Origin of the sequence: Ferrimonas balearica, assembly GCF_019802055.1 — a bacterium.
GTDB lineage: Bacteria > Pseudomonadota > Gammaproteobacteria > Enterobacterales > Shewanellaceae > Ferrimonas > Ferrimonas balearica_A.
In genome coordinates this window covers 83,967-102,359 of record NZ_JAHVHW010000006.1, presented here as the reverse complement: position 1 = coordinate 102,359, position 18,393 = coordinate 83,967, and the positions used below count along the sequence as shown (strand labels likewise).

Here is an 18,393-nt window from a genome sequence, read left to right as displayed (position 1 = left end):
TGTGGATAGCTTATTGGGGAGCAACAGGGGCAGAAGTATGCGCACCAGTACCATGGAGATTCGGCACTTACGTCATTTTCTGATGTTGTGTCGTAAAGGCAGTTTTAGCGCGGCGGCTGAGGCTCTACACCTGAGCCAGCCCAGTTTGAGTCGCAGTATTCAGCGGATGGAGGAACTGCTCGAAGCCCGCTTGCTGGACCGTCAGCGCAGCGGAGTGGCGTTGACCCCCTATGGTGAGTCGGTACTGAGACACGGAGAGCGGATCCTGCGGGATGTGCGTCAACTGAGCATGGAGCTTGAGTTGATGCAGAGCGGCGACTGGAGTGAGATAGCTCTGGGGGCGAGCCCCATTCCCGCACAAACCCTGATTGGGCCGGTTGTCGGAGAGCTTACCCGCCAGCACCCGACCCTGAACCTGGAGTTACGCGTCGACAACTGGCGGCGTTCGCTGGCCTGGTTGGAGGCGGGAGAGCTGAACTACTTCATCGATGAAGTCACAGCCACCGGGCTGGATCATCACGAGGCGCTTGAGGTGGTGCCTCTGGCGCCGCAACCTGCGCTGATGTGCTGCAATCCGCAGCATCCGCTGTTGGCCCGCCGGGATCTGAAGATGTCGGATCTGCTTCAGTACCCTCTGGCACTGCCCCGGAATCTGCCGGATGCCTTCCTGGAGCGCTATATCCCCGGCCTGACTCCGGGGTCAATGGTGGCCGGGCGCCGTATCATTCGGTTCGATCAGTTCCTGTCGGTGAAACCGGCTCTGTTTGACAGCCACCTGGTGGCTTTGACCCCTTTGGCCAGTGTGCACCAGGAACTGCTTGAGGGGCGACTGGGGCTGTTGCGAGTGGGGGATCTGGAACCCATTCAGGCCAAGTTCGGCATTGTGTCGTTAAGAGGTCGAACCCAGCCTCCTGCGTCGGAAAAACTGGTCTCTGCCATCGTGGCAGAAGCACAGCGTATCGTGGACACGGCAAGCAGCATTTTATAACCCCATTCGGATTAGGGTTGCTCATGCTTGCGGGGGAAATGATCGCGAGAGATCGTGGGGTTTTTCGGGTAGGGTGTGTGACAGTTATCACACAATTTGGCTTGCCCAGAGGTACCCCATGGTTAAAGGCATTCAAATCACCCAATCCGCAAACCCCAATCTGCTGAACAGCATCTGGCTGATCGATGACGCCAGTCAGCAGGCTCGTTGTCTGGCTGCCGCATCTCACTACGAGGCGGACCAGGTTGTGGCTCTGGCCGAACTGGGTGAGTTCGAGTCCCGCGAACTGAATGTGCAGGCGCCGCCGGCACGTGAAGGTGGTCAGCACCTGAACGTGAACGTACTGAAGCGTGAAACCCTGGAGAAAGTGATGCAGGCGCGTGAGCGCATCGAAGCCGGTGAAGCGTCCAACGACGACTACAACGTGCTGTCCGATAACGCCCAGCTGACCATCCGCGTTTCTGGCTACGCCGTGCGTTTCAACTCTCTGACTCTGGAACAGCAGAAGGACGTGATCACCCGTACCTTCACCCAGAGCCTGTAAGCGAGTACGCGATTCCCAAAAGGGGGCCTGATGGCCCCCTTTTTTGCGCCTGAATGCCAACCCTTAGCGGGACCATACCCAGTCGGTGATCTCCTGAGGATCCACCCCATGGGCCTTAATGTAACTGCGGTGATCAACCAGACGCTGCAGCATGTCGGTGGTGATCTCGATGTGCTGGGCATCGGTGATCACGCCCTGCTGGAACGCCTTATAGGCCATGTCGACCACCAGGTGATAGCGACTGGTCCCGTTACGAACGCCCATATCAAAGGGGGTAGTGGTTGACCCCTCCTCGACATAGCCTTTGACCCGGCAACGCTTGATCCCCGGATAGTTGAACAGCAGTTTGTGGATGGTGTTGGGGTAACCGTGGTAGTTGAGCACCACCCCTTTGTCCGAGGTGAAGAACTGGTCGAGCAGCTTGGGCTTCCTGCCATATTTGAGGCTGCCGATGCCGTCGGAGGTCAGTTCCGAGATGTTGACGAAACGGATCCGCAGCTCGGGCAGCAGCTGGCGGATGATCACCAGGGCCGCCATACACTCCTGAGTGACGTAGTCGCCGCAGGAGGCAAGCACCACATCCGGGTCTTCATCAGAGGCGAAGTCCCAGATCATGATCCCCTCTTCGCACTGTCGCCGCGCCTCTTCCAGGGTCAGCCACTGGGGCAGGGACTTCTTGCCTGCCACAATCACATTGAGTTTATCCCGGTCGTCAAACGCCTTCTCCGTGTAGCACAGGGTGCTGTTGCCGTCGGCGGGCAGGTAGGCGGAGATGATGGTGGGGTGTTTCTCCAGCATCGCCCCCAGCAGGGAGGGGTTCTGGTGTGAGTAGCCGTTGTGGTCCTGACGCTCCAGCAGTGAGGAGAGCACCACGTTGCAGGCGGGCACCGGCTTGCGGAACGGCACGCCCTGGCTGGCGTAAACATACTTACAGTATTGGTCGCACATGGAGGAGACCACCTGGGCAAAGGCTTCATAGGTGGGGAACATGCCGTGCCGCCCAGTCACCGTGTACCCATGGAGCATGCCGAACAGCAGGTTTTCGGAGAGCAGCTCCATCACCCGGCCATCCCGGGCCATATCCTGGTCCCAGGGCTCTATCGGCCACTGCCAGGCCCGGTCGGTCTCCTCAAACACCGCTTGCAGCTGGTTGGAGTAGGTTTCGTCCGGACTGAAAATCCGCAGGTTGCGCTGCTTGGAGTTCAGCCTGAACGCGTCCCGCATCCACTCGCCCATCTTGTTCATGGAGACCCCGCGCTGGCCTCTTGGCGTCTCCGGGCCATAGCTGAGCTGACGCAGATCCGGCTTATTCAGTGGCCGGACAATCTCGCCGCCGTAGGAGAGGATCTGACGACCAATGCGCAGATGCTCCGGGGGGATCAGGGAGCGGATCTCCTTATCGAACTTCACCTCCCCCTCTTCAGAGATCTTATAGAGGTCATCGAACTGGTAGCTGGCCAGCCACTCGTTCAGCAGCGACAGGTGCTCCGGGTTGGTGGCCGCCTGATTGATGATCACCTGGTGGGAGTCGCAGTTGCCCTCCAGCTTCTTGCCATCCGCTTCCTTGATGCCGGTCCAGCCCTTTGCGGTGCGCATCGCGATGAGGGGCCAGCGGGGCTTGCTGACGTCTTCGCCACTGCGGGCCCGGGTCTGGATCTCATCGATCACTTCCATCGCCCGATCCATGGCATCCGCCATCTGGGCGTAGACATCCTGGTCGCGCTGGTCATCGACGAACAGCACTTCGTAGCCCAGGCCGGTAAACTCCATCCGGATCTCGTCATCGTCCATCCGGCCCAGTCGGGTGGGGCCGGAGATCTTGTAGCCATTGATGTGAAGAATCGGCAGTACGGCGCCACAGGTCGCCGGGTTCACCAGACGGTTGGCATACCAGGAGGCGGCCAGGGGACCGGTTTCCGATTCCCCGTCCCCCACCAGAACCACATTGACCAGGTCCGGATTGTCCAACGCCGCCCCCCATCCCACCGCGAGGGAGTAGCCCAGTTCGCCCCCCTCCAGGATCTGACCGGGCGCTTCCGGGTTGGCGTGGGAGGGGTAGCCATAAGCGGCGGAGAACTTCTCACAGATATTGCGCATCCCTGCCTCGGAGTAGGGGATGGTGTTGGGGTAGAAGTGGGACAGCGAGCCCTCGATAAACAGGTTGGCCTGCACCGCCGGAAAACCGTGTCCGGGCCCCACCAGATAGAGGAAGGGGCGCTGATGCTGGCAGATAAGCCGGTTGATATGGGCATAGACAAAGGCGATGCCGGGACAGGTTCCCCAGTGACCCAGCAGTCGGGGCTTGATGTCATCGTGCTGCAACGGGCGTTTCAGCAACACATTCTGCTTGAGGTAGATCTGTGCGACGGAGAGAAAATTGCTGGCGCGCACCATCTTTTTCAGAGCGCTTAACTCTTTCTTGCTGGCCATGGTTTGCCTCTTATTCAACGCAGGGAAATCACGAGGTATTTAGGCTGTTAAGCGTAGTTCCCGGGGGGCGGGTTTGCGCTGCGGATCCGGAAGGATCATCGGTGTGAACCGCCGGGGCAAAGAGGATTTTCATTGAGAGGGTAGCCGAGCGGGAGGATCCCGCTGTTGTCATCCATTTCCTCCCGATCTCCTGCCGGATTAGCGGTTTGCCAGGGGGCGGTCAGGCTCTTTATAGTCCGGGTGCCAACAGGAGAATAACAATGAAAATGTTCACTGCCATTACTGGCGCTCTGGGGCTACTGCTGAGCACCAGCAGCCTGGGTGCCTTCACCACTTCCGTGCCTGAACAGGACGCCTTCTTCGACCTTATCCGTGCCCACTGCGGCAAAGCGTACGAAGGCCGGGTGGTGTCCGGTGCCAGGGAGGGGGACGGGTTCAGCGACCAACGCCTGGTGATGCACGTGCGTGAGTGCCAGGAAGACCGCATCCTGATCCCCTTTCATGTCGGTGAGGATCATTCACGCACCTGGATTCTGACCAAAACCGGTGCCGGTATCCTGCTGAAGCACGACCACCGCCATAAGGATGGCAGTGACGACGAGTCCACCATGTATGGCGGCCATACTCTGCACCGTGGCTGGGCAAACGCCCAATCCTTCCCGGCGGACGACTACTCGAAGGATCTGTTCACCCGACTGGGCTTTCCCCAGTCCAATGGCAACACCTGGCACATGTACATCTATCCCGAGGTGTTTACCTACCAGCTGACCCGCGACGGGCGGGACTTTAAGGTGGACTTTGACCTGACGCGCCCGGTGGCAACGCCCCCGATCCCCTGGGGCTACCGCTGAGGCCGGGTTTACGCGCGCTTTCCTGACATGGGCTGGCCACCGGTTCCCCATTCCGGTGCCGCCCTGCTATCATCCGCAACCTCTGAATTGGTGCGGAACCTACCATGCTGTTGATGATCGACAACTACGACTCCTTTACCTTCAACCTGGTGCAGTATTTTCAGCAACTGGGTGAGCAGGTCGTCGTACGCCGTCACGATGAGATCGACTGCGACGGCATCGCTGCACTGAAGCCGGATCGTCTGGTGATCTCTCCCGGTCCCAAGAATCCTGATGAAGCGGGCATCAGCCTGGCGGCCGTGGCCCGTTTTGCTGGCACTCTGCCTATCCTCGGGGTCTGCCTGGGCCATCAGACCATTGCCCAGCATTTTGGCGGCAGAGTGGTGCGGGCAGAGCGGGTGATGCATGGCAAAACCAGTACGATTGATCATGCCGACAGGGGCGTATTTCAGGGCTTACCGAACCCGCTGACGGTCACCCGCTACCACTCACTGGTGGTGGAGCCCGCGTCACTACCGGGCTGCCTTGAAGTGACCGCCTGGTGTCAGGCTCCCTCCGGCGCCACCGAGATCATGGGGCTGCGCCATAAGACGCTGCCGATTGAGGGGGTGCAGTTCCACCCCGAGTCGATACTGACCGAACAGGGTTTGCAGCTGCTCGACAACTTCCTCAAGGGTTACTGAAAGGTAAGCAAATGTTGCACACCTTTGTGTGACTCTTTGCCATCGTGGTATAACGCACGCTCTGCCACGAGCAAGGACGATAACAATGAAAAAATGGATGGTCGCGTGCAGCCTGATCTCCCTGCTGAGCGCCTGCGCCTCTGAGCCTGAGGCGACCCTTACCCAGACTCCCCAATCCCCAATTTCCCTGACCGCCCCGGTTCTGCCCGGACAGCCCCTCACTCTGAAGCAGGTGATGGCGGATCCCGACTGGATCGGTAATGCCCCCAAGGGCGCCTACTGGGGCGATGACAGCCAGCGTGTGTTCTATCAACGCAAGCAGGATGGCAGCAAGCTGCTGGATCGCTATCAACACCCGCTGATGGGCAGCCCCGAAGTGCTTTCCCTGTCCCAGTGGGGTCAGGTTGAACAGCCTGGCAAGACCAACACTACCGGTACCCTCAAAGCCTGGCTTTACGAGGGCAACCTGTTTGTTCGCGCTCTGCCGGATGGGCAGGTTCGACAACTGACCCGCGACAGCAAAGGCTGGCGAGGCTTCCGCTTTCTGGCTGACGGGCAGATCGCCCTCTGGGCTGGCGAGCGGGTGGAAGCGATCGATCCCACAACCGGGGCCCGTGTCCTGCTGGCGGAGCTGAAGTTTGAAGCGGAACCCCAGCCGGAGCAGGCGGAAGGGTTTATGGCGGAGCAACAGGCCCGTCTGATCCAATATGTGGCTCAGCAGTACCGTGATGGCGAACAGAAGTTTGCCCGTGACCAACAGCGTCAGGCGGCGGACCCGACCCTGGCGCCCAAGCCGTTTTATCTCGGTGCCGATGAACAACTGGTTCAGCTATCCCTGTCCCCGTCCGGCCGCTACCTGATGGTGGCCGTCACCGACAAAAACGCCAGCTGGCGCGGTGAGCACGACATCATGCCCAACTACCTCGACAAACGGGGCTATGTGGATGCGGTTCCGGTGCGCGCCCGGGTGGCTGAAGCCCAGGTGAAGCCCCACCGTCTGGTGGTGTTGGACCTGACCGAAGGACGCCAGGTGAACGTCACCTGGGAAGGGCTGGAAGGCTATGACGAGGATGTGCTGGCGGCGGTGAAGCGTGAAAACGCCGAAGCCCGTGGCGAGCGCTACAAGAGCGAAAAAGCGTTGCGTACCATCCGCCTGATGGAGGACTGGGGCTGGAAGCAGAGCGCCATGGTCTGGCACCCCACCGAGGACAAGCTGGCGGTAATGCTGGAAGCCGCGGACAACAAGGACCGCTGGCTGGCGAGCGTTGATCTTGCCAAGGGCACCCTGGCGACCGAGCACCGCCTGCATGATGACGCCTGGGTTAACTACACCCACAACGAGTTTGGCTGGCTGGGTGCCGATCGCCTCTACTACCTCTCCGAGGAGAGCGGGTTCTCCAACCTGTACGTTAAGCCCCTGGGCGGAAAGGCCCGCGCGCTGACCTCTGGCCGTCAGGTGGTCAGCAGTCTCACCCTCTCCGACGACCAGCGCCATTTCTACTTCAAGGCCAATCCGAATCATCCGGGTCAGTACGAGGTGTTTCGGGTTGCCGTTGAGAGCGGGCAGATTGAACAGCTCACTGATCTCAAGGGGATGCTGGAGTACCAGCTGAGCCCCGATGAGAGCGCGTTGTTGCTGGAGTATTCCAGCCTCACCCGTCCCGAGGAACTCTACGTACAGCCGCTGGGCGGAGAAGCCCGTCAGTTGACCCATACCGCTAAGGCGGAGTTCCTGTCCTACGACTGGCAAGCTCCCCAGGTGGTTGCGGTGCCCTCCAGCCACCAGGCGGATCCGGTCTATGCCCGGGTTTACCTGCCCAAGGGTTTTGATCCGGCCAAGCGCTACCCGGCGGTTATCTTCAACCACGGTGCCGGCTACCTGCAGAACGCCCACTTTGGTTGGTCCGGTTACTTCCGTGAGTTCATGTTCCACAACCTTCTGGCTCAACAGGGCTACGTGGTAATGGACATGGACTACCGTGGATCCAAAGGCTATGGCCGTGACTGGCGTACTGCCATCTACCGTCAGATGGGCACTCCAGAGGTGCAGGATCTGGCCGATGGCGTGAACTGGATGGCGGAAAATGTGGCGGTGGATCGCAGCCGCGTCGGCACCTATGGTGGCAGCTACGGTGGCTTTATGACCTTTATGGCGCTGTTCACCCAGCCGGAACTGTTCCAGTCCGGTGCGGCGCTGCGCCCGGTCACCGATTGGGCGCACTATAACCACCCCTACACCTCCAACATCCTCAACACCCCGCAGGTGGACCCTATCGCCTACCAGCGCAGTTCTCCCATTGAGCATGCGGAGGGGCTTCAGAAGCCGCTGCTGATCATGGCTGGCGTACTGGATGACAACGTGTTCTTCCAGGACAGCGTGCGTTTGGTGCAGCGCTTGATTGAGCTGGAGAAGCCGATGTTCGAGACCGCCATCTACCCGATTGAGCCCCACGGTTTCCGGGAGCCCTCCAGCTGGCTGGATGAGTACCGACGCATCCACCGTCTGTTTGAGGACACACTGAAGTGACAAAAAAGGGAGCTCTGGTAGCTCCCTTTTTTTTCGTTTAGCGCTAAGACTATGCATACAATGCAATGAGTTAGAGTGGAGTCTGAACGAAATATGGTTGATGTGGATGAAGCTGCCCCGACACGGGATAACCCGGACATTAAGGGGCGGTTTTACCAGTATCTGATGCTGGAGCGGGCGATGCCCCGTCAGTCGATGCCTCTGGAGTCGGTGGATGAATCGATCTGGCGCCACAAGCTGGCGGTGGAGCAGGACGCCCTGCTCGCCCGTTGGCAGGCTCAGCGGGCAGAGCAGGAGGCGCGTCTGTTGGCACAAAGCCAGTTTCTCAACCACTTCTCCCACCACCTGACTCAGGTCCTTTCCGACCCGGTCAGGCTGGAATCGGACATTCCGTTTCGGCCGGAACACTTTGAGCTGTTGGACTTGCTGATGGCCCGGACGCCGGACCGGGATCGCATCCTCGGCCTGATGGCCAACATGAGTTGGCTCGGTGATGCCCTGGTGCGTTACATGAACAGCCATAAGCAAAAAGAACTCAGGCGCGACGTGGAGTTCAGTGACTATCGGCTGGTATTCCACTACCTCGGCATTGAGCCGTTACAGCGGGTCCTGCCCTGGATGATCTTCCAGCACTGGGGGATGACCCAGGATGAGGGGCTGGGCCTCCGTCGCCGCAAGTTGTGGCGCTTTGCCCGCCGACAAAGCGAGGCCGCCGCTGCCCTGGCCAGGCGATTGAATCAGCCTCCTCATGTCGCCCGGATTCTCGCTCTGATGCAAAACCTCGATGCGGTGATGTTGCTGCAGGTGGGGGCGCGGGAGTTCTACAGCATGAAAAACCGCTGGATGACTCAGGCGCGCGAGGATGGGGCGAAAGTGGTTCATGAGGCGTTGCTGCCCCTGCAACTGCCGGGCAAGCCACTGGTGCATATGATGAAGCGGCGCACCCCATACACCCTGCACCTGCTTGAACACTGGAAACTGACGGATCTGCCGCTCTACGACGCGACGCTACGACTGAGCCATCCCGCGTCCGACGCAATGACCAAACTGGTTGAGCAATCGCAGGCGATCGCCATCCACCAGGCGTTGCTGAAACGACGACTGGCGACGGCAGAAGAGCTCAGTCGATGGCTGGCTCAACACCACTTATCAGGTCATAGCCATTGGAAAGGCGAATAATTTCGCTGCATAGAAGCGCACCAAATCAGCATAAGCCAGTCTAATTTTGTATACAGCTTCTATTGCGAAGTGACTTCGAATGCGATCTCCGTCATAACTTTGCCCAGTAAAACCGCTGGTTATTTGCTCTGTCATGAGGAAACCTTGTGACAGAGCCAGCCTTACATTCCTGAATAGAAGTGCAAAACTTGGAAAAACGCGGCTGTCAGTCATTTTTTGACTCGGGTTGTGTGTTTTTATACTGTTCGCCGTTATAGGAATGCTAATAACAAAGCCGGGATCGAGAAGACAACCGGTAACGAGGAAGAAGCAATGAGTGGATCTGAAAAACTGAATCGCGCCCTGTTTGATGACGTTATGGTGCCCAACTACAACCCGGCGGAAGTGATTCCGGTGCGGGGTGAGGGCAGCCGGGTCTGGGATCAGGCGGGACGTGAGTTTGTCGATTTCGCCGGCGGCATTGCCGTGAACTGTCTGGGCCACTGCCATCCGGCACTGGTTAAAGCCCTGAACGAGCAGGGCAGCAAGCTGTGGCACCTGTCCAATGTCATGACCAATGAGCCCGCTCTGCAGCTGGCCAAGACTCTGGTGGACAGCACCTTCGCCGAGCGCGTCTACTTCGCCAACTCCGGCGCAGAGGCCAACGAGGCGGCGCTTAAGCTGGCTCGTCGCTATGCCCTGGACCACCACGGTGAAGAGAAAGATCAGATCATCGCATTCACTCAGGGCTTCCATGGCCGCACCTTCTTCACCGTCAGCGTTGGTGGCCAGCCGGCCTACTCCGACGGTTTCGGTCCCAAGCCTGGTGGCATTGACCACCTGGCCTACAACGACATTGAAGGCTTCAAGGCCCTGATCTCCGACCGCACCTGCGCCGTGATGATGGAGCCTATCCAGGGGGAAGGCGGCATTGTTCCGGCGGACGCCGAGTTCCTGCGTCAGGTTCGCGAACTGTGCGACCAGCACAACGCCCTGCTGATCTTCGATGAGGTTCAGACCGGTGTGGGCCGTACCGGCAAGCTGTACGCCTACGAGCATTACGACATTGCGCCTGACATCCTGACCACGGCGAAAGCCCTGGGTGGTGGTTTCCCCATCGCTGCCATGCTGACTACCGCCAAAATCGCCGCCAGCCTGAAAGTGGGCACCCACGGTTCCACCTATGGTGGCAACCCGCTGGCCTGTGCCGTGGCCAATGCGGTTCTGGATGTGGTGAACAGCGATGAAGTGCTGTCCGGTGTGACCAAGCGCGAAGCCATGCTGCGTGAAGGTCTGGAAGCGATCAACGCCAAGTACGATGTGTTCACTGAAGTGCGCGGCAAGGGTCTGCTGATGGGTGCCGTGTTGAACGAGAAGTTCAAAGGTCGCGCCCGTGACTTCCTGGTAGCCAGCGTTGATGAGGGACTGATGTGCCTGGTGGCCGGCGCCAATGTTGTGCGCTTTACCCCCTCTCTGGTGATCCCGGAAGCGGATCTGATTGAAGGTCTGGCTCGCTTTGAGCGTGCCGTCGCTACGGTCGTCAACGGCTGAAGGTGGGGCCCGGCTTTGTGCCGGGCCGACTCTGAACAGGAGAAACCTATGTTGTTGATCAGGCCGATCCGCGAAAGCGACTATGAGTCACTGCTGACCATCGCCAAGGAGTCGGGCCACGGCTTTACCTCCTTGCCGGTGGACGAGAACCTGCTAAAGAAGAAGATTGCGCGCTCCATTGCCAGCTTCCATAAGAACGTGGAAACCCCCGGTGATGAGGGCTATCTGATGGTGCTGGAGGATGTGGCGTCCCGGGAAGTGGTTGGGACCTGCGCTCTGGAAGCCGCTGTTGGCAGCAGCGATGCCTTCTACCACTACCGTCTTGGCACCGATGTGCACGTTTCCGAGAAGTTGGGTATTCGCCGCGAGGTGCAGACCCTGACACTCTGTAACGACTACACCGGCGCCAGTGAACTCTGCACTCTGTTCCTGCGTGATGCATGGCGTCGAGATAACATCGGGCGGATGCTGTCACGAAGCCGTTTCCTGATGCTGGCGGCGTTTCCCAAGCGCTTCGGCGAAACCGTTATCGCCGAGATGCGCGGAGTGTCCGATGAACAGGGCAACTCCCCATTCTGGCAATGGCTGGAAGACCACTTCTTTGGCATCGATTTTCCCACCGCTGACTACCTTACCGGCATTGGTGACAAGGTGTTTGTCGCGGAGTTGATGCCCCGCCATCCCATCTACGTCAACCTGTTGAGCCCGGAGGCCCAGGTGGTTGTGGGTGAGGTGCATGAAAACACCCGTCCGGCGCTGGCGCTGCTGGAGGCGGAGGGCTTCCGCTGCCGCGGTTACGTGGACATCTTCGATGCGGGACCGACCGTTGAGTGCGCCCGCAGCCAGATCCGGTCCGTACAGGCGACCCAGAAACTGAACGTGGTATTGGATGATGTCACGGAAGGCGAGGAGGGGATCCTCAGTAATGGTCGCATGCCCGATTACCGGGTACTTCGTACTGTCGTCCAGGTGGATGAAGAGCGCGGTGAGGTGCGGATCAGCGCCGACGCCGCAAAAGCGCTGATGGTTAAGGCCGGTGACCCGATTTGGTACCTGCCGCTGTAACAAGGAACGCGATATGACCCATTTTATTGGTGGCCAATGGTGTGAAGGTCAGGGCCCGGAGTTTACCTCTGTGAACCCGGCCAATGGCGAAGTGATCTGGCGGGGCCTGGGTGCGACCGCAGACCAGGTGGAGCAGGCGGTGAATGCGGCTCGTGCCGCTCAGCTGGAGTGGTTCCTGGGAGGCCTGGGCAAGCGGGTTGCCGTGATTGAAGCCTTTAAGGACCAGCTGGAATCCAACAAAGAATCGATCGCCCAGGTGATCGCCGACGAGACCGGCAAACCCCTGTGGGAGACCCGCACCGAAGCGGCGGCCATGATCGGCAAGATCGGCCTGTCACTGAAAGCCTACAACGAGCGCACCGGCGTGTCTGAAAATCAGGCTCCGGCGGGGCGTGCGGTACTGCGCCATAAGCCCCACGGCGTGGTGGCGGTGTTTGGTCCCTATAACTTCCCGGGGCACCTGCCCAATGGCCACATCGTACCGGCATTGATTGCCGGTAACACCGTGGTGCTTAAGCCCTCCGAACTGACACCGAAAGTCTCCGAACTGGTGCTGCAGCTGTGGCGCGCGGCGGGCCTGCCCGATGGCGTCATCAACCTGGTTCAGGGTGAGGTGGAAACCGGTAAGGCTCTGGCGGGTCACCCGGACATCGACGGTCTGTTCTTTACCGGCAGCTCCCGTACCGGTCACTTGCTGCATGAGCAGTACGCTGGCCAGCCGGGCAAGATCCTGGCTCTGGAGATGGGCGGAAATAACCCGCTTATCGTCCGCGAAGTGGGGGACGAGCGTGCCGCCGTACACGACATCATCCAGTCGGCCTTTATCTCCAGCGGGCAGCGCTGCACCTGTGCACGACGCCTCTATCTGCCCCGCACCGAGCAGGGTGATCGCATCCTGTCGAAGCTGCTGGCTGCGACGGCCCGGATCCGCGTGGGTGAGCAGGACGCCGATCCAGCGCCCTTTATGGGCAGCATGATCTCCGAGGCGGCAGCCAAGGGGATGGTGGCCGCTCAGGAGAAGCTGGTGTCGCTGGGCGCTGAAGCCCTGATGCCGCTGACCCATCTGAAGGCGGGCACCGGTCTGGTCAGCCCCGGTATCCTCGACGTCACTTCCATCGCGGAACTGCCGGACGAAGAATACTTCGGGCCTCTGCTGCAGGTTGTACGCTACGACGCTTTTGATGACGCGATCGCACTGGCCAACCGCACCCGGTATGGCTTGTCAGCCGGTCTGCTGTCCGACAGCCGGGCTGACTGGGACTACTTCCTACCCCGCAGCCGTGCCGGAATCGTCAACTGGAACCGACAGATCACCGGTGCGGCCGGTTCTGCCCCGTTTGGTGGCATCGGCGCCAGCGGCAACCATCGCGCCAGCGCCTACTATGCCGCAGATTACTGCGCCTACCCGGTCGCGTCGGTGGAGTCTGACGTGGTGACTCTGCCGGAGAGCCTGGCACCGGGCCTGGAGCTCTGAGTCTTTCAAGGAGAGAAGCTGATATGAGCAAGCCACACACGGTCGAATCCCTGTTCGATGCCCTGTGGGTCGATTACCAGAACCAATGTCCCTCTGCGACCGCAATCCACGCGTTGCTGAGCGGCGGCGAAGCCATCGTGAATGATCACGTGGCATTCCGTACCTTCAACCTGCCGGAGGTGGGGCTGGATAAGCTGGCGGCCCACTTCCTGGCTCTGGGGTATGAGCCGAAAGGGGAGTATCGATTCGAGCAGAAGAAACTGGCCGCACGCCATTTTGAGCACCCCAACCCGACGGCACCCAAGGTGTTCATCTCCGAGTTGCAGGTACAGGAGTGCAGCCCTGAGTTGCAGGATATCGTTAAGGCGATGGTGGCGCAGGTGCCCGCAGGGGCAACCGAGACGCCGGACTTCCTCTACTCCGGTGCGCCCTGGAAGGTGTCCAAGGCCCAGTATGACGCTCTGCTGAAGGAGAGCGAGTACGCGGCCTGGTTGGCAGCCTTCGGTTACCGGGCCAACCACTTCACCGTGGATGTGAATGCGTTGAACGGCTTTGAAACCCTGGAGTCGGTTAACCAGGCGCTGAAGGATGCGGGTTTTGAACTCAACAGCAGCGGCGGCGAGATCAAAGGGTCTGCGGAAGTGTTGCTGGAGCAGTCCTCCACGCTGGCGGACAAAGTGGCCGTGACCTTTACTGACGAGCGAGTGGTGATCCCAAGCTGTTTCTACGAGTTTGCGCTGCGCTATCCGAAGGCGGACGGTCATCTCTATACCGGTTTTGTGGCGGCGTCTGCGGACAAGATTTTCGAGTCCACCGACGCGCGCTGAGCGCCGGGCAAAAAAAAGGCCGCCCGATAAGGGCGGCTAAGCAGCAGAAGGTTCACGATCCGAACCAGAGGTCTGACACTGAGTCTAGGATGAACTGCCTGAACCTCAGCCAAACAAAAAGGCACCCAATTGGGTGCCTTTTCTGATCCGGTCGCTCGGCTTAGCGAGTGCCGTAGACCACGATGGTTTTACCGTGGGCCTGGATCAGGTTCTGCTCTTCCAGCATCTTCAGGATGCGACCAACGGTCTCGCGGGAACAGCCAACGATCTGGCCGATCTCCTGACGGGTGATCTTGATCTGCATGCCATCAGGGTGGGTCATCGCGTCAGGCTGCTTAGCCAGGTTCAGCAGAGTCTGAGCAATGCGACCGGCCACATCCAGGAACGCCAGGTCGCCCACTTTCTGAGAAGTGGTCTGCAGACGATTGGCCATCTGGGCAGACAGCTTCATCAGGATGTCTGGGTTAACCTGGATCAACTGACGGAACTTCTTGTAGGAGATCTCAGCGATCTCACACGGAGCCTTGGCGCGTACCCAGGCAGTCCGCTCGGGCTGCTCTTCGAACAGGCCCAGTTCACCGATAAAGTCGCCTTGGTTCAGGTAGGACAGGATCATCTCCTTGCCCTCTTCGTCCTTAATCAAGACTGCCACGGATCCCTTAACGATGTAGTAGAGGGTATCGGCTTCTTCACCAGCGTGGATCAGGGTGCTCTTCGCTGGGTACTTGTGAATGTGGCAGTGGGACAGGAACCACTCCAAGGTCGGATCGGGTTTGGGCTTGCCAATAAGCACCATAGTCTTTTTCCCTTCAGTAGGATAAGAAACTGGATATTTCTCGAAATTCTAAGAGCAAATGTTAAACGGGTAAAGGGCTATGGGCCATGAGCCAGATCGAAGTTTCGCCACACAGGGGCGATTTGCTCTCATTTCCGTTAAAAAGTTTTATGACTGACGCGGCTCTGAAGCCGTCAGACTGGCGCTTGCCTGGTCCGCAAGCAGGGCTTCCTGACGCTTCAGCTTCAGGTTTCGGATAAGGGGCGTGAGGATCAACTCCATCGCCAGAGTCATCTTACCGCCCGGAACCACAAGGGTATTCACCCGGGACATAAAGCTGCCCTGAATCATCTGCAGGTAGTAGGGGAAGTTCACATCCTTGATGCCGCGGAAGCGGATCACTACGAAACTTTCATCCAGGCTTGGGATGTCCTTTGCAGAAAAGGGGTTGGAGGTGTCCACCGTCGGGACGCGCTGGAAATTGATGTGAGTCCGGGAGAACTGTGGCGTCATATGGGCGATGTAATCGTCCATGGAGCGCACGATGGAGTCCATCACTTTCTCCCGGCTGTGGCCCCGTTCATTGGTGTCCCGGATGATCTTCTGGATCCACTCCAGGTTAACGATGGGCACCATGCCAATAAGCAGGTCCACATGCTGGGCCACGTTGACATCGTCAGTCACCACGCCGCCATGCAGCCCTTCGTAGTAGAGCAGGTCGCTGCCCTCAGGCAGAGGCTGGAATGGGGTAAAGGTACCGGGCATCTGGTTGAACGGCACCGCTTCATCAAAGGTGTGCAGATAGTGGCGGATCTGACCTTCGCCACTTTGACCATAGGCCTGGAAAAACTGCTCCAGCGCGCCAAAGTCGTTGGCCTCCGGGCCGAAGTAGCTGATGGTGCGTCCCTCTTCGCGGCCCTTGCGGATGGCCACCTCCATCTCCGCCCGGGTGTAGCGGTGAAAACTGTCACCTTCGGCAAACGCCGCATCGATCTCCAGCTGCCGGAAGATGTGCTTGAAGGCTGTCGTAGTGGTCGTTGTGCCTGCTCCTGAGGAGCCGGTTACCGCGATGATGGGATGTTTGGCCGACATGATCCTTCTGCCTGATGAGTAATGTCCAAGTTGTGGGTGTTATACGGGTCAATTCCCGGCGTGGTCAAGTTGCACCAACTCTTCCCGCCGCCGAATCGCCACGCTTTCATCCGCCTCCGAGTACTCCACGACCAGTTCGCCGCGAGCCAGGGCACGCTGTACCCGGGCGACCCCCTCAGCAAGCTCGGCGCTGTCTGTCTGGTCAAAGCCCTCGTCCCCAATCTGGCGAACCAGATACTCCCGACAGAGGTTGTCCAGGGTGTCCGCTGCCAGGGCGTCTTTCAGTGTGGCGTAATCAATCAGCATCGAATCGGTAGCTCAGTCGAAAATTAAAGGCGATATCGGCGCTGTTATCCGCGTTCAGCGCGTTTTCCATCATAACAAAATCGAGCGCAAGCTCGCCCCGTTGGTAACGATAGCCGAGGTTAACCTCATGCACCGGGTCCGCCAGTGGGCCGAGGGCCTTGAGTGCCCCCTGAGAGAAAAGGTACTCCGTAAACAGGAAGTGCCTTGGTGTTATCCGGTAGCGGTACCCCACTCCGAAATGGCCGAGCTCCTGCTTGGTTGGCGTTCCCAGCAGCGCTTTGGCACCGGTATGGGTATAGGCCATCAGGGCGTTGAGCCGGTGATCCTGCCACTCGTAGCTGTAATCCAGTTGCAGGCCCAGATCCAGGTCGTCGCCTTCGCGCTCCAGGTAGCGTTGGTCGTTGTACTGAGCGGAGACGGTGACCGCGAGCTGATGCCGGAAGTAGCGGTAAGCCTGGAAACTGGCGGCCAACTCAAACTGATGAGCGAAGGTCTCACCGCCAAAATCGGTGAGGGTGACGCCCTGCTGTGGCAGGCTGATCAGGTATCGGTGCTTCGGCACCTGATCCCGTCCATTCTGACCAAGCCCAAAGAGTTTATGAAAGCTCAGCGTCAATTGATCGAGATGGGCATCATCGGTGGTGCGGTGGGCATAGGAGCCGCTCAGTTGCCATCGCTCCGTCGGGTTAAAGCGCAGGTCGACGCGATACTCCACCGTGTAGTAGTCCAGCTCAAAAGTGACCGGGACGTCCGGCTCTTTGGGGTTGCGGTCGGTGGCGAAGATGCTGGCGGGATTCACCGAAAGGGCAATTTGCCATTCGCGGGGTTTGAATTCAGTGGGGCGGGCGATGGGGCTGAGCATCAGACTCTTCAGTGGTGCCTGTGAGCGCGCCCACAGGGGATCGGTCTCCGCCGCGTCAGCAGGCAGAGTCGAGAGCCCCATCAAACCGAGTACGCAAGAGACGGTCCTTGTCGTTCCACTCCAGCGTAAAAACCGATGCCCCATTGCTGCCCCCCAACGGTGTTCGCAGCTAAGTGTAGGCGGTTTTTTAATGAGTTAGCGGGTGATCTCGAAGTGCTTCAACAGACGGCGTTCGAGGTAATAGCGGGGCGCCCAGGGCCAGCCACCCTCGATAAATCCGACGTGTCCACCGTACTCGCACAACTCCAGTTCGACACAGGTGCTGATCTGGTCAGCCGGTGGGATCACATCCCGGGTCATAAAGGGATCGTCCAGCGCGTGGAGCAGCAGCGTGGGCACCGCAATGTTGTGAAGGAAGCCGTTGCCACTGGCCTGGCGGTAGTAGTCGTCGGCACCGGCAAAGCCGTGCAGGGGGGCCGTTACGGCATCGTCGAAATGGTAAAAGGTGGTCAGCTCCTCAAGCTGGGAAACCTCCAGCGGAAGAGGGAGTGGTCCCAGGGCTTCAAGTTTGGCAGCGGTCTTACGTTTCAGCCTTTTGACCAGATGATTCTGGTATACCTGGGAGAAGCCGCGCTCCATCGCTTTGGCACACTGGGCCAGGTCCAGCGGCGCGGACACGACCGCCGCCCGCTCAATGGCACTGTTCGACCCCTGTTCACCTAAGTACTTGGTCAGAACATTGCCTCCCAGCGAGTAACCGACGGCATAAACCGGATGGCCCGGGCAGGCCAGCTCCAGTTGGGCCAGTACGGCGCCAAGGTCAGCGGTTTCGCCACTGTGATAACTGCGGGGCAGGCGGTTCATTTCACCGGAGCAGGAGCGCTGGTGCATCACAACGGCGCTGAAACCTCGCGCTTCACAGGCCAGCAGCAGACGGCGCACGTAATGGGAATCGGCGCTGCCCTCCAGGCCATGCAGAATCAGCAGTATCGGCGCGCTGTCCCGGGGGACGTGAAGCCAATCCAGGTCGAGAAAGTCGCCATCCTCAAGCTCCAGTCGTTGACGACTCAGCCTGGGGCGGCGGTTGGGTTTGGTCATCAGAGGCCAGATGGTTTGCAGGTGCCGGTTACGCCACCACCGACTCGGGCTGAACTGGTCCGCGCTCTTCATGGTTAAACGAGTGTTTAAATGCGTTAGGGTTTTGATACTCTAGCTTGAGCAACGATCAGAGTCATCCCAACCGGGAGGACGTCAGGCATT

Annotated in this window: 16 protein-coding genes; 10 read left to right on the top strand and 6 right to left on the bottom strand. The window is 59.4% G+C overall.

What is annotated here, in order from left to right; genetic code table 11:
- Nucleotides 1-37 precede the first annotated feature (37 nt).
- The gene (locus KUV52_RS05785) at nt 38-988 is read left to right on the top strand and encodes a LysR family transcriptional regulator (RefSeq protein ID WP_222524994.1); all 951 of its coding nucleotides are present in this window, start codon (nt 38-40) and stop codon (nt 986-988) included.
- Nucleotides 989-1,106: 118 nt separating this feature from the next.
- Nucleotides 1,107-1,532: an autonomous glycyl radical cofactor GrcA gene (gene grcA / locus KUV52_RS05780; RefSeq protein WP_222524993.1), complete on the top strand. Its 426-nt coding sequence runs from the start codon at nt 1,107-1,109 to the stop codon at nt 1,530-1,532.
- 63 nt (nt 1,533-1,595) lie between these two features.
- On the opposite strand, the gene KUV52_RS05775 is transcribed toward grcA, so the two are convergent.
- The gene (locus KUV52_RS05775) at nt 1,596-3,962 is read right to left on the bottom strand and encodes a phosphoketolase (protein ID WP_222524992.1); all 2,367 of its coding nucleotides are present in this window, start codon (nt 3,960-3,962) and stop codon (nt 1,596-1,598) included.
- A gap of 260 nt (nt 3,963-4,222) precedes the next feature.
- Between KUV52_RS05775 and KUV52_RS05770 the strand changes: the two genes are divergently transcribed.
- The 8 genes from KUV52_RS05770 (at nt 4,223) to KUV52_RS05735 (ending at nt 14,098) form a co-directional block, all read left to right on the top strand.
- A complete protein-coding gene (locus tag KUV52_RS05770; protein ID WP_222524991.1) occupies nt 4,223-4,813 on the top strand; it encodes a hypothetical protein in 591 nt (196 codons plus the stop codon).
- A 104-nt stretch (nt 4,814-4,917) separates the two neighbouring features.
- Nucleotides 4,918-5,496 (top strand): anthranilate synthase component II, encoded by a 579-nt coding sequence (locus KUV52_RS05765; protein WP_222524990.1) that lies wholly within the window; start codon nt 4,918-4,920, stop codon nt 5,494-5,496.
- A gap of 85 nt (nt 5,497-5,581) precedes the next feature.
- The gene (locus tag KUV52_RS05760) at nt 5,582-8,023 is read left to right on the top strand and encodes a prolyl oligopeptidase family serine peptidase (protein ID WP_222524989.1); all 2,442 of its coding nucleotides are present in this window, start codon (nt 5,582-5,584) and stop codon (nt 8,021-8,023) included.
- A 75-nt stretch (nt 8,024-8,098) separates the two neighbouring features.
- Nucleotides 8,099-9,202 (top strand): hypothetical protein, encoded by a 1,104-nt coding sequence (locus tag KUV52_RS05755; protein WP_222524988.1) that lies wholly within the window; start codon nt 8,099-8,101, stop codon nt 9,200-9,202.
- A 312-nt stretch (nt 9,203-9,514) separates the two neighbouring features.
- The gene (locus KUV52_RS05750; protein WP_222524987.1) at nt 9,515-10,732 is read left to right on the top strand and encodes an aspartate aminotransferase family protein; all 1,218 of its coding nucleotides are present in this window, start codon (nt 9,515-9,517) and stop codon (nt 10,730-10,732) included.
- A gap of 48 nt (nt 10,733-10,780) precedes the next feature.
- A complete protein-coding gene (gene astA / locus KUV52_RS05745; protein ID WP_222524986.1) occupies nt 10,781-11,797 on the top strand; it encodes an arginine N-succinyltransferase in 1,017 nt (338 codons plus the stop codon).
- Between the two features lie 13 nt (nt 11,798-11,810).
- Nucleotides 11,811-13,271 (top strand): succinylglutamate-semialdehyde dehydrogenase, encoded by a 1,461-nt coding sequence (gene astD / locus KUV52_RS05740; protein WP_222524985.1) that lies wholly within the window; start codon nt 11,811-11,813, stop codon nt 13,269-13,271.
- A gap of 23 nt (nt 13,272-13,294) precedes the next feature.
- On the top strand, nt 13,295-14,098 hold the full coding sequence (locus KUV52_RS05735) for a DUF1338 domain-containing protein (protein WP_222524984.1): 804 nt from the start codon (nt 13,295-13,297) through the stop codon (nt 14,096-14,098).
- Between the two features lie 160 nt (nt 14,099-14,258).
- Here KUV52_RS05735 and crp read toward each other — a convergent pair whose 3' ends face one another.
- The 5 genes from crp to KUV52_RS05710 form a co-directional block, all read right to left on the bottom strand.
- The gene (gene crp / locus KUV52_RS05730) at nt 14,259-14,894 is read right to left on the bottom strand and encodes a cAMP-activated global transcriptional regulator CRP (RefSeq protein ID WP_013346905.1); all 636 of its coding nucleotides are present in this window, start codon (nt 14,892-14,894) and stop codon (nt 14,259-14,261) included.
- A gap of 147 nt (nt 14,895-15,041) precedes the next feature.
- A complete protein-coding gene (locus KUV52_RS05725; protein ID WP_222524983.1) occupies nt 15,042-15,965 on the bottom strand; it encodes a phosphoribulokinase in 924 nt (307 codons plus the stop codon).
- 48 nt (nt 15,966-16,013) lie between these two features.
- The gene (locus KUV52_RS05720; protein WP_222524982.1) at nt 16,014-16,271 is read right to left on the bottom strand and encodes a YheU family protein; all 258 of its coding nucleotides are present in this window, start codon (nt 16,269-16,271) and stop codon (nt 16,014-16,016) included.
- On the bottom strand, nt 16,261-17,214 hold the full coding sequence (locus tag KUV52_RS05715; RefSeq protein WP_222524981.1) for a DUF3187 family protein: 954 nt from the start codon (nt 17,212-17,214) through the stop codon (nt 16,261-16,263). Before KUV52_RS05715 ends, KUV52_RS05720 begins: the two co-directional genes overlap by 11 nt.
- Before the next feature lie 114 nt (nt 17,215-17,328).
- On the bottom strand, nt 17,329-18,303 hold the full coding sequence (locus KUV52_RS05710; RefSeq protein ID WP_222524980.1) for a hydrolase: 975 nt from the start codon (nt 18,301-18,303) through the stop codon (nt 17,329-17,331).
- Between the last annotated feature and the right edge of the window lie 90 nt (nt 18,304-18,393).